The sequence below is a fragment of the Streptomyces viridosporus genome, from assembly GCF_002078235.1.
Taxonomy (GTDB): Bacteria; Actinomycetota; Actinomycetes; order Streptomycetales; family Streptomycetaceae; genus Streptomyces; species Streptomyces viridosporus.
In genome coordinates this window covers 1-11,558 of record NZ_MSGP01000501.1, presented here as the reverse complement: position 1 = coordinate 11,558, position 11,558 = coordinate 1, and the positions used below count along the sequence as shown (strand labels likewise).

The 11,558-nt window shown below is 74.1% G+C and carries 11 protein-coding genes and 2 pseudogenes; 6 read left to right on the top strand and 7 right to left on the bottom strand.

Annotated elements, in window-relative coordinates; all coding sequences use genetic code 11:
- Positions 1-181 (top strand): annotated as a pseudogene (locus B7L92_RS41670) (aminotransferase class V-fold PLP-dependent enzyme); the annotation flags it as partial.
- On the opposite strand, the gene B7L92_RS30490 reads toward B7L92_RS41670, so the two are convergent.
- The 7 genes from B7L92_RS30490 to B7L92_RS30460 form a co-directional block, all read right to left on the bottom strand.
- The gene (locus B7L92_RS30490) at positions 136-1,341 is read right to left on the bottom strand and encodes a glycerate kinase (RefSeq protein ID WP_081240572.1); all 1,206 of its coding nucleotides are present in this window, start codon (positions 1,339-1,341) and stop codon (positions 136-138) included. The pseudogene B7L92_RS41670 and the gene B7L92_RS30490 sit on opposite strands and share 46 nt — an antisense overlap.
- A 96-nt stretch (positions 1,342-1,437) precedes the next feature.
- The gene (locus B7L92_RS30485) at positions 1,438-2,853 is read right to left on the bottom strand and encodes an SLC13 family permease (protein ID WP_081240571.1); all 1,416 of its coding nucleotides are present in this window, start codon (positions 2,851-2,853) and stop codon (positions 1,438-1,440) included.
- Positions 2,854-2,930: 77 nt separating this feature from the next.
- On the bottom strand, positions 2,931-3,593 hold the full coding sequence (locus B7L92_RS30480) for a response regulator transcription factor (RefSeq protein ID WP_004989114.1): 663 nt from the start codon (positions 3,591-3,593) through the stop codon (positions 2,931-2,933).
- A 76-nt stretch (positions 3,594-3,669) separates the two neighbouring features.
- On the bottom strand, positions 3,670-5,160 hold the full coding sequence (locus tag B7L92_RS30475; RefSeq protein WP_255311210.1) for a sensor histidine kinase: 1,491 nt from the start codon (positions 5,158-5,160) through the stop codon (positions 3,670-3,672).
- Positions 5,087-5,395: a small secreted hydrophilic protein gene (locus tag B7L92_RS30470; RefSeq protein ID WP_081240570.1), complete on the bottom strand. Its 309-nt coding sequence runs from the start codon at positions 5,393-5,395 to the stop codon at positions 5,087-5,089. Before B7L92_RS30470 ends, B7L92_RS30475 begins: the two co-directional genes overlap by 74 nt.
- 135 nt (positions 5,396-5,530) lie before the next feature.
- Positions 5,531-5,812 carry an Lrp/AsnC family transcriptional regulator gene (locus tag B7L92_RS30465; protein ID WP_004989125.1) on the bottom strand — a complete coding sequence of 94 codons (282 nt, stop codon included), beginning with the start codon at positions 5,810-5,812 and terminating at the stop codon, positions 5,531-5,533.
- 42 nt (positions 5,813-5,854) lie between these two features.
- Positions 5,855-6,607: a rhomboid family intramembrane serine protease gene (locus B7L92_RS30460; protein WP_081240569.1), complete on the bottom strand. Its 753-nt coding sequence runs from the start codon at positions 6,605-6,607 to the stop codon at positions 5,855-5,857.
- Positions 6,608-6,765: 158 nt separating this feature from the next.
- Between B7L92_RS30460 and B7L92_RS30455 the strand changes: the two genes are divergently transcribed.
- The 5 genes and pseudogenes from B7L92_RS30455 to B7L92_RS30435 form a co-directional block, all read left to right on the top strand.
- Positions 6,766-7,005, top strand: a complete 240-nt coding sequence (locus B7L92_RS30455) for a hypothetical protein (protein WP_004989130.1) — start codon at positions 6,766-6,768, stop codon at positions 7,003-7,005.
- A gap of 67 nt (positions 7,006-7,072) precedes the next feature.
- Positions 7,073-8,422 (top strand): NYN domain-containing protein, encoded by a 1,350-nt coding sequence (locus B7L92_RS30450; RefSeq protein ID WP_081240568.1) that lies wholly within the window; start codon positions 7,073-7,075, stop codon positions 8,420-8,422.
- Positions 8,423-8,728: 306 nt separating this feature from the next.
- Positions 8,729-9,796: a C40 family peptidase gene (locus B7L92_RS30445; protein WP_081240573.1), complete on the top strand. Its 1,068-nt coding sequence runs from the start codon at positions 8,729-8,731 to the stop codon at positions 9,794-9,796.
- Between the two features lie 210 nt (positions 9,797-10,006).
- Positions 10,007-11,020: a C40 family peptidase gene (locus B7L92_RS30440; protein ID WP_081240567.1), complete on the top strand. Its 1,014-nt coding sequence runs from the start codon at positions 10,007-10,009 to the stop codon at positions 11,018-11,020.
- Positions 11,021-11,053: 33 nt separating this feature from the next.
- Positions 11,054-11,558: pseudogene (locus tag B7L92_RS30435) on the top strand (hypothetical protein); the annotation flags it as partial.

Sequence of the window (11,558 nt, the reverse complement as noted above, 5' to 3'; positions counted from 1 at the left end):
CGCCCCGGGTGCGGTGCCGGGGGAGAGGGCCCTCGGCGCCGTCCGGGTCAGCTTCGGGGTGGGTACGCCGGACGAGCACGTGGAGCGGTTCGTGCGGGCGGTCCGGGAACTCGTGCGGGACGGCGCGCGGTGGAGCTACCGCACGGTGGACGGGCGGTGCGTCCCCGACACCTCCTGCTGAGCCGCCGCGGGCGCCGGCAGCCGGGTGCCGAGCACGATCATCCGCAGGGCGCGCTCCGTGGCGTCGGTGAGCAGCTCGGCGCCACGGACCAGGGCCTCCGCCAGGGCCATCGGGGCGGGCAGGATGCCGTGGCAGGCGTCCACGCCCGGTACCTGGTGGGCGCCCTCGCCCAGCGTTCCCGCCAGCGCGAGCACCGGCCGCCCGTACAGCTTGGCGCGCCGGGCCACCTCCGCGGGCACCTTGCCGCGCGGGGTCTGGTGGTCCAGGGCGCCCTCGGCGGTGACGACCAGATCGGCGCGGGCCAGCCGGGCGTCCAGGTCGAGGTGGTCCAGCAGGACGTCGAAGCGGGGCAGAAGACGCGCGCCGAGGGCGGCGAGACCGGCGCCGAGTCCGCCGGAGGCGCCCGTGCCGGGACCGTGGCGCAGATCGGTGCCGACGGCGGGGAGGTCGCGGGTGAGGACGCGCGCCCAGTTCTCCAGCCCCTCCGACAACTCCTCGACCTGCGCCGGGGTCGCCCCCTTCTGCGGACCGAACACCCGGGCCACGCCCCGCTCGCCGCACAGCACGTTGAAGGGGTTGCAGGCGACGAGGAGTTCCACGTCGCCCAGGCGGGGGTCGAGACCGGCCGGATCGATGCGCGCCAGCCGGATCAGCTCGCGACCGCCGTGCGGCAGCTCGAACCCGTCCGCGTCCAGCAACCGGGCGCCGAGGGCCTGCAGCGCGCCCGCGCCGCCGTCGGAGGTGCCCGAGTCGCCGCAGCCGACCAGGACGCGCCGCACCCCCTGGTCGAGCGCCGCGCGGATCAGTTCCCCGACGCCGTACGTGGTCGTGGCGCCGGGGTCGCGCCGGGTGCGCGGGACCAGGGAGAGCCCCGCGACCGCCGCCATCTCCACCACCGCCGTGTCCCGGGGGCCGAGGAGCGCGAAGTGCGTGCCGACCGGCTCGCCGACCGGGCCGGTGGCGGCCAGGGAGACCAGCCGCCCGCCGGTCGCGGCGGCCAGCGCCGAGGCCGTGCCCTCGCCGCCGTCCACCAACGGGATCCGGTCGATCTCCGCGTCCGGCAGGACCCGGCGGATCCCCGCCGTGATGGCGTCGGCGGCGGCCTCGGCGGACAGCGACTCCTTGAAGCCGCTGGGGGCTACGACGACACGGGTGAGCATGGGATCACTCCTAGCGGGACGGGAACCCCGACGGGCCGGGGCCTCGGTGGTTCGGAAACCTGGGTGGCCGAAAGGGGGCGAAAGGGGCCGAAGGGGCTAGCGGGTCACGGGGACGCCGAGCAGCGGCCACACCGCGACGGCGAACAGCAGGACCAGGGCGGCGGTCAGCGGGGCCAGCACGGCGGACAGCCGGAGCAGGTCGCGCGGGGTGTAGGTGGGGGTGCCCGGTATCTCGGCGAAGAGCGTCACCGGCTTCGCGGAGGCCGGCAGCGTGTGGCAGAAGCCCGCGGCGGCGGTGGAGGCCAGCGCCGCCGCGACCGGGTTCACCCCGGCGCCCGCGGCCGCCGCGACCACCAGCGGCACCAGCACCGAGGAACGGGCGGAGCGGGACTGCAGGACCAGGTGGGCGGCCGTGCTGACCGCGATCACGACGGCCAGGAACATCACGGGGGTGATCCCCGAGGGCAGCCCGCCGGTCAGCCACTGCGCCGCCCCCGACTCGGCCAGCGCCACGCCCATCGCCATCGTCGCCGCCATGAACAGCAGCAGCGACCAGGGCACCGTCTTCAGGGCGTCCTTCAGCCGTACGGTGCCCAGGGCCGGCGAGGCGGCGACGACCGCGCCGATCAGCGCGACCACGGCCGGTGACACCCGGTGCAGCGGCTCGCTGCACCACAGGGCGACGACCGTGCCGAGCAGCAGCGCGCAGCGCTTCTCGGCCTGCGTCCACGGGCCGGTGACGGGGCGGTCGCTGTGCCGCTGGATCTCCTCGGCCGTGATGAGCACCGGCCCCTCGCGGTCCGCGCGCCGGGTGGTGGTCAGCAGGACGACCTCGGCGGCGAGGTGCGAGGAGGCCACGGCCAGCGGCAGTCCGAGCAGCAGCCACTCGGTGAAGCCGACCCGCTCCCCGGTGGCCTCCCACAGCACCGACACGGTGATCAGGTGCGCGCCCGCGCCGATCAGGGTCGCCACCGCCGACAGCAGGATCACGGTCGGGAACAGCAGCGCCAGCATCACGACCAGCCGCCTGCGGTCGGCGAGGGCCTTGGCGAGGGCGAGGAACACCGGCAGGGCGAGCGCGGCCCGGCCCGAGGTGGCGGGCACCGCGAACGCCGTGACGACCAGTGCGGTCGTGGTCAGGTGCGTCAACTGCCGCACCGTGCGCGCCCCGCCGACCAGGAACGCCGCCGCCCGCCCCGCGAGCCCGGTCCGGGTCACCGCGGCCGCCAGCACGAACGCGCAGATCAGCAGCCACACCGTCGAGTCGCCCAGGGTGCCGAAGAGGGTGTCGCTGCTGATCACCCCGGTCACGGTCAGCGCGAGTCCGGCGCCCAGCGCGATGTACGTGTCGTCGATCGGCGTACCGACCCAGGCGCAGGTCGCCAGCGCGAACACGACGAGGGTGAGCCGCGCGTCACCGCTCAGGCCGGGGAAGTTGCCGGGCACCGCGAGCAGCGCGCACAGCGACAGGGCCACGCACAGGGCGGCGGTCAGTCGGGGAGTCAGGGTCACGCCGTCCAGGCTCCGTCCGGGCCGTGAGCCGTCGATGAGCCGAAGATGAAGGAAACTTCACCGGCCGCCGGGGAGCGTCACGCGGGGAGCCGGTACCCCATCCCGCGGACCGTCTGCACCTTCTCCGCGCCGAGCTTCTTGCGCAGCGCCCGGACGTAGACGTCCACGATGTTGGAGCCGGGGTCGAAGTCGTAGCCCCAGACGTGGGACAGGATCTGCTCGCGGGAGAGTACCTGCCCGGGGTGCCTCAGGAACAGTTCCAGCAGCACGAACTCACGGGCCGTCAGGTCGACGGTGCGGTCCGCGGCCCGTGCCCGGCGGGTGCGCAGGTCCAGGGAGAGGTCGCCCGACTTCAGCACCGTCACCTCCGGCGCGCGGGCCGCCGTGCGCAGCCGCAGCCGCACCCGGGCGAGCAGTTCCTCGAAGCGGAACGGCTTGGTCATCCAGTCGTCGGCGCCGCCCTCCAGGCCGGCCACCGTGTCCCGGACCGAGTCCCGCGCGGTCAGCACGATCACCGGGGTGGTCACCCGGGACTCGCGCAGCTCGCGCAGCACGGTGAAGCCGTCCCGGTCGGGCAGCCCGATGTCCAGGACGACCAGGTCGAAACCACCGGTCAGGGCGTACTCGTAGCCGGCCTCGCCGTCGGGGACGACGGTGGTGGTGAAGCCGTTGGCGCGCAGGCCCTTCTCCACGAAGGAGGCGATGCGCTCCTCGTCCTCGACGATCAGAATCCGGTTCACGCTTGTGCCTCTTCCACGATGTCCACGACGTCCACGGTGTTCACGGTGCTCACGGTGCTCACGGTGTTCACGACGCTCACGGCGGATCCAGCGTCAGGACGAAGGTGGCGCCGCCGCCCTCGGTGTCGTCCAGGCGGACCCGGCCGCCGTGGCCCTCGGCGATCGCCTTGACGATCGACAGGCCGAGCCCGGCGCCCGAGCCGTGCGCCCCGCGCCGGGAGGTGCCGCGCCGGAAGCGTTCGAAGATCAGCTCCCGGTCCTGCGGTCGGACACCGGAGCCGGAGTCGGCGACGTACAGCTCGATCCGCGAGCCCTCGGCGCGGGACCCGATGCGGATGGTCTGGCCGGTGGTGGTGTGCTGCACTGCGTTCTGCGCCAGCTGCACCATCGCCTGGGTGATCCGCTGGGGGTCCAGCGCCACCTCCCGGTCGACCGTCCCGGCGAGCTGCCAGTCGCGTGCGCCCAGGGTGCGGGCCTTGACGAAGACGTCGGCGGTGAGTTCGGCGAGCTGCACCGGCTCCGGGGTGACGAAGTCGGGGCGTTCGGCCTTGGCGAGCAGCAGCAGGTCCTCCACGATGCGGCTCATCCGGTCCAGTTCGTCGGTGACCAGGCGGACGGTCTCCTCGCGTTCGGCGGGCTCGTCGCCCATCAGCTCCAGATGGCCGCGCACGATCGTGATCGGGGTGCGTAGTTCGTGCCCGGCGTCGTCGACGAACCGGCGCTGGGTGGCGAAGGCCCGCTCGAGGCGGTCGAGCATCGCGTTGAACGTCTCGGTGAGGGCGGCGATGTCGTCGCGCCCGCGCACCGGGAGGCGGCGGGTGAGGTCCTGCTCGGTGAGTTGCGCGGCGGCGGTGCGCACCAGGCGCACGGGCTGCAGGATCCGCCCGGCGACCACCCAGCCGATACCGGTGATCAGCAGCAGGGCGACCCCGGAGATGGCGAGCAGCACGCGGAACACCTCGTTCACGCGCGCCACTTCGCGCTCGGGGTGGAAGGCGACGACGAACGCGGCCTCGGGCGCGCCGCCGGGCCGGACCACGGACACCTTGGCCCAGCGGATCTCGCCCTCGGGCCGGCTCAGCACCCCGGAGGCGTCGGGCGAGCCGAAGATGCGGCGCCGGGCGTCGGCGTCCTGGTGCAGGGGCAGGGCGACGGGCAGGTCGCGCGGCTGGATGATCTGCGCCGGCCCGACGCCGGGGCGGGCCACCAGGCCGATCAGCTCCTCGTCGGGGTCGGCGTACTGCCGTTCCAGGAAGACCCGCAGCAGCCGGTCCGGGTCGGTGAAGGACCGGCCGGTCTCCGGGTCGAAGCCGCGCTCCTTGAAGTTGGCGAACTCGCCGGCCTCCTGGGCGAGCAGCCCGTTGATCCGGTCGTCGACGTCCCGCAGCAGGAAGGTGCGGGTGGTCGTGGCCACCGAGGCGAGCGCGACGGCCATGACGAACAGCAGCCAGAGCAGGATGCGGACCCGGGCGGAGATCCGCCGGCGCGCGGGGTCAGCCGTCGTCGCCCGGTCCGTCGTCGTCGGATCCGTCGTCCGAGGGGTCCCGGTCGCCGTCGTCGTCGTCATCGTCGTCATCCGCTGGGCTGTCGGTCACCGGAGGCCCGGAGACGACCTCGTCGCTCGGCTCGGGCCGCGTGGACGGGGCCGTGGCCGTCGGGGTGGGGGAGGCGCTGTCCAGCTCCACCTGCGGCGGGACCTCGGGCGGCTCGGGACTGTCGGCGAGGGCGAAGCTCGTGGCGGCCACGCCCAGGGGGATCAGTACGACGGCGGCCAGGGCCGCCATCCGGCGAGTGAAGACCATGGCCCCGATCCTGCGGGGGGAACCGGAGGGCGCGGATGAGCCGGAGATGAAGAACTCTTCATGAACGCCGCGCCCCCCGGGACCCGGCCGTCCCGCCCCGCTGCTCGGCCGTCCGGGCCGGCGGCGGGTGCCGCCTCAGCTGTCCAGGCCGATGGCGAACGCCGCCTCCAGGTCGTGCTGGGAGTACGTGCGGAACGCCACGTGCGTGTCGGTGCCCTCCACGCCGGGGATCTTGCTGATCCGGCCCGGGATGACCTCCGCCAGGTCCTCGTGCTGCCTGACCCGGACCATGGCGATCAGGTCGTGGGAGCCGGTGACGGAGAAGACCTCGCTGACGCTGTCCAGCGCGGCGATCTGCTCCGCGATCTCGGGGATCCGGTCCACGCTGGTCTTGATGAGGACGATCGCGGTGATCACGGCTGGTTCTCTCCCTCGGGGGCCGCTGCTGGGGCTCTCACCCTACTCGCGGTCCGCCGGAGGTGTCCGTGCCGCCGGGGGACCGGGGGCCGCTCCCCGGCGGGGCACGGCGGCCGCCCGTCCGAAGCGCAGCCACGCGTAGCCGAAGCCCAGCGCGAACCCCACCAGGTGCGCCAGGTACGCCACCTCCGGCCCGTCGGCCGCCTGCCCCGCCGCCGCCCACTGCAGCGCCGCCCAGAACGGCAGCGCCACCCACGCCGGGAAGCGCACCGGCAGGAAGAACAGGAACGGCAGGAGACTGGTCACCCGGGCCCGGGGGAACAGGAAGAGGAACGCGCCGAGGACCGCCGAGATCGCTCCGGAGGCCCCGACCAGGGGCTGCCCGGAGTCCGTGTGGGCGGCGGCGTACCCCAGCAGGGCGAGGTAGCCGCAGCCCGCGTAGCACACGGTGAACCGCACGCGGCCCATCCGCGCCTCGGTCATCGCTCCGAAGACGTGGAGGAAGAGCATGTTGCCGAGCAGGTGCACCCAGCCGCCGTGGACGAACAGCGCCGTGGCCGGGGCGAGGACGGCCCCGGGGGACCCGTCGAACAGGTCTGCGGGGATCACCCCCCAGCGCCGGAAATAGGCCCGCTGCGCCGCGAGCAGCTCCTCCCCGGAACCGTGGGCCGGATTCAGGCCCGAGGCGGGCCCGAGCAGGAAGACCAGGCAGCACAGGACGATGAGGGTGTGGGTCACCGGGGCCGGCGAGCCCCGCATCGCCCCGACGGCCGAGGCGCTCCAGTTGCGGCTCATGGACACAGAGCATGACGTAACCGGACGCAACCGCCCGGACCGCCTCGCCGCCGCGGACGGGCGGGGCGGCCGGCACCCGCCAGGCCGTAGGGTTACGAGCCATACGCACCGGGCGGTCCGGTGCGTCAAGGACACTGGAAGGAAGGCGGACAGCCACGATGACGGTTCCCCTGCCGACCGCCTCGACGCGGTGGCGCTGCACCCTCTGCGGCAACCTCACGCGGTTCGACGTGACCCGCTCGTCGAAGGTCGTCGAGTACGTCCACCTCGACCTGGCGGGAGAGCCCAGGGTCGAGGAGCGCGAGGTGCTCGATGAGACGATCGAATCGGTGCGGTGCCGCTGGTGCAACGCCGTGGACCAGGTGGAACTCGTGGACAGGCCGGGTGCCGGCTCCTGACCGGGGGCGGGCCCCGCTGACGGCGGCCCCGTACGCGGGGTCGCGCACAGGCATTGGGGTGTGACGGATGGTGGAGACCACGGGCGGGGGGCCGCAGGACGGCGCCGCCGAGGTGCTCGACCGCCCGCTGCCCGACGGGGTGCGCCGCCGGGTCGTCCAGATCGCCGCCGACGGCTTCGGCGGGCTGACGGTCACCGAGCTGCCCGCCCAGTTGCGGCAGTACGCCCGGTTCACCCCCAGCCGCCGCGCCAAGTTCGCGGGCAACGCCATGGCCTCGGCGCTGGAGAGCGATCCGCTGTTCCGGCAGCGCATCGGGGAACGGCTCAGAGAGGTCCAGCCGGAACTGACCGGCGCCCTCGACTCCGGCTCCCCGCCCCCGGCCGCGGACCCGCTCGACGTGGCGGCCGCGGCCTATGTGCTCCGCCCGCCGGGCTGGGTGAAGCTGGTGGCCGCCGCCGGCGAGGAGGCGCAGCGCGCCGACGCCGAGCGCGCCGACGAGGAGAGCCGGGCCGAGCTGGAGCGGCTGCGCGCCGAACTCGCCCGGGCCCGCGAGCGCACCAGGTCCGAGACCGAGCGGCTGCGCACCGAGCTGGAGGCGGCGAAGAAGGAATCCGAGTCGCTGCACCGCAGGCTGCGCTCCGCGCTCAGCGACGTCAAGCGTGGCGAGGCGGCCCTGCGCAAGCTGCGGGGCGAGATGGAGGCGGTCCGCGCCGAGGGGAGCGCCCAGGTGTCGGCCGCCGAGAGCGAGAGCCGGCGCCTCAGGGCGCGGCTGGGGGAGGCCGAGGCCGCGCTGGAGGCCGCCCGCCGGGCGGCCCGGGAGGGCCGCAGCGTCGAGGACATGCGGGTGCGGCTGCTGCTGGACACCGTGCTGGACGCCGCCCAGGGGCTGCGGCGCGAGCTCGCGCTGCCTCCGGTGTCCGTGCGGCCCGCCGAGACCGTGGACGCCGTCGAGCCCGGCCGCATGACCCCGAAGGACATCGCCGCCCGCGCGCTGTCCGAGGACGACCCCGCCGTCCTCGACCAGTTGCTGGCGCTGCCGCAGGCGCACCTCGTCGTCGACGGCTACAACGTCACCAAGACCGGCTATCCCCAGATGCCCCTGGAGAAGCAGCGGCTCAGGCTCCTGGGCCAGCTCGCCCAGCTCGCCGCCCAGAGCGGTGCGGAGGTGACGTGCGTCTTCGACGGCGCCGAACTGGCCGCGCCGGTGCTGCTGGCGCCGCCGCGCGGGGTGCGGGTGCTGTTCTCCAAGCCGGGCGTCACCGCCGACGAGCTGATCCGCCAACTGGTGCGCGCCGAGCCGCCGGGCCGGCCCGTCATCGTCGTCTCCACCGACCGCGAGGTGGCCGACGGAGTGGCCCGCGCGGGCGCCCGCCCGGTCGCGTCGGCGGTGCTTCTGAAGCGCTTCTCCCGGGCATAGGCGTAAAGGACCGTACGTCCCGACCCGCACGTAAGCCCCAAGCGTAACGTAACCGCCGATTGCCCGAATTGATGGGATGTTCACGCAACGTAGCGTCAACCGGACATCACCGCACGTGAGTTCACGGCAAGGAAAACGCACTGTGACGGGAATTTCAGGTCCGAGGATTTGAACTGATCACAAGAGAATCACTAGGGTCAGGCCTCGAACCTCCGCTCGGGTGATCGTTCACATGGGGTGGCGACGGCGGAGGCCCCGCCCACCGGCGTGTCGGTAGGCGGCTGGAGGAAGAAGGAGCTCGCCTTCGTGGCGTCCCACCGTCGTCCCAAGCAGCCGAGCCGCGCACGTGTGACCGTGCTCACCACCGCTGCCGCAGCTGCCGTCGCCCTGAGCTCGCAGGCCGCCAATGCCGCTCCCAGTGAGAAACCGAGCAAGGACGAGGTCAAGGCCAAGGTCGACAAGCTCTACCAGGAGGCGGAGCAGGCCACCGAGAAGTACAACGGGGCCAAGGAGAAGCAGGAGAAGCTCCAGAAGGAGATCTCCACCATCCAGGACGACGTCGCCCGCGGTCAGAAGGAACTCAACGACCTGCGCGACGGCCTCGGTTCGATGGCCAGCGCCCAGTACCGCAGCGGCGGCATCGACCCCTCGCTCCAGCTCTTCCTCTCCGCCGACCCGGACGACTACCTCGACAAGGCGTCCACCCTCGACCAGCTGAGCGCCCAGCAGGTCGACGGGCTGAAGAAGATCCAGGAGAAGCAGCGCGAACTCGCCCAGCAGCGCTCCGAGGCGTCCGAGAAGCTCAAGGACCTCTCCTCCACCCGCACCGAACTGGGCAAGAAGAAGAAGGAAGTCCAGGGCAAGCTCGCCGCCGCGCAGAAGCTGCTCAACAGCCTGACCGCCGAGGAGAAGGCCCAGCTCGCCGAGGAGGATGAGCGCGCCTCCCGCAACAGCGAGCGCCAGGCCCTCTCCGCCGGTGACGCCTCGACCGGCACCAGGGCCGGCACCAGCACCGGGACCGGCCGCGCCGCCGCCGCCTTCGCCGCCGCCCAGAGCAAGCTCGGCACCCCCTACGTCTACGGCGCCACCGGCCCGTCCTCCTTCGACTGCTCGGGCCTGACCTCCTGGGCGTACGCCCAGGCCGGCGTCGGTCTCCCGCGCACCTCCGAGGCGCAGACCGGCGCGGGCACCCGGATCTACTCGCAGAGCCAGCTCCAGGTCGGCGACCTCGTGTTCTTCTTCAACGACCTGCACCACGTGGGCCTCTACGCGGGCAACGGCCAGATCATCCACGCCCCGCGCACCGGCACCGTCGTGCGCTACGAGTCGATGAACACCATCGGTGGCCCGTTCATGTTCGGCGTCCGCGTCTAGGGTCCGTCCGCTCCTTCGGGAGACCGGCCCGCGATGCCCCCGAACGGGGGAATCGCACCGGCGCCCACCGGCCCCGCGCCCCGCCTGTGACCTGCGTCGAAGGCGGGGCGCCGCCGTGTGCGGCGGCCGCGGGCGCTGGTCCGCCCGCCGTCGCCGGGTCTACTGTCTGCCGCGTTTCCCTGTCCGCCAGCGGAAGGAGCGCGGCTTCCCGTGGGGTTCCATCGCCGTCCTGCACCGTCCTTCGGATCCGACCGGGGCGCCGTCGCCGCCGTCGGTCTGCTGTCCGTCACGGCCGCCCTGGGCGCGGCCCCGGCCGTGGCCACGCCGCACGACGACACCCGGGCCGAGGTGGACCACCTCTACGAGGAGGCCGAGAAGGCCACCGAGGCGTACAACGAGGCCGACGAGCGCGCCGACGGGCTGCGCCGGCAGGTCCGCACCGCGCAGGACGGGGTCGCCCGGCAGCAGGAGCGGATCAACACCATGCGGGAGTCGCTCGGCTCGCTCGCCGGCGCCCAGTACCGCTCCGGCGGCCTCGATCCCTCCCTCACCCTGCTGTTCTCCGACGACCCGGAGGACTACCTGGAGAGGGCCTCCGTCCTCGACCGGATCACCGTCCGCCAGGCGGGCGAGCTGAGGAGACTGCGGGGCGCCCTGCGCTCCCTCGACCGGGACCGGGCGGAGGCGGCCCGCACGCTGCGGGCGCTGGAGAAGAGCCGCAAGGACGCCGCCGCCCACAAGAAGACCGTCGAGGGCAAACTCGCCGAGGCCCGCCGGCTGCTCAACTCCCTCCCGGCCGACGAGCGCGCCGCCTACGACCGTGCCGCCCGCTCCGGCCGCGCGCACCCGCACGGCCCGGACACGGCCGTACCGGCCTCGGCACGCGCGGCGGCCGCCGTCGCCGCCGCCCGCTCCGCCCTCGGCAGGCCCTACGTCTGGGGCGCCAACGGACCCGGCGGGTTCGACTGCTCGGGCCTGACGCAGTGGTCGTACGCGCAGGCCGGGGTGTCCCTGCCGCGCACCTCGCAGGCCCAGCGGTACGCCGGCCGGCAGGTCCCGCTCTCCGAGGCGCGCCCCGGCGACCTGGTGCTCTACCGGTCCGACGCCAGCCACGTCGGGATGTACGTGGGCAACGGCCAGGTGATCCACGCGCCCTACCCCGGCGCCGCCGTGCGCCACGACCCGGTCGGGATGATGCCCGTCTCGGCGGTCACCAGGGTCTGACCGAAGCGGTCCGGCGCCCGTACGCTCGGGGAGATGGCTGGTCGAGGGCGGGTTCCGGGAGCGCCGGTGGCGGCGCTGTGCCTGCTGCTCGTCTCCCTGGTCGCGTGCGGCGGGGGGCCGGTCGTCGACGGCACCCGCGCCGAGGCGCAGGCGCTCCTCGACCGGCGGGCGGCGGCGGTCCTCGGCCACGACGCCGCCGGCCACGCCCGCACCGGCACCCGGGCCGGGTTCGACAACCTGCGCGCCGTACCGCTGGCGGACTGGTCCTACCGCGTGACCGCCCTCGACCGCACCGGTGACACCGCCACCGTCTCCGCGGACCTGCGCTACCGCGTCGAGGGTCACGACCGCTCCCCGGTCACCACCGCCCGCACCCTGCGCCTGAGCCGGGACGCGGACGGCCGGTGGTCGGTGGCCTCGGACCGGCCCGCGCGGACGTCCGGCCAGCAACTGTGGGACCAGGGCCCGGTGCGGGTCGTCCGGGGCGAGCGGGGCCTGGTGCTCGGCGTCGGGCGGACCGACGCCGAGCACCAGGCCC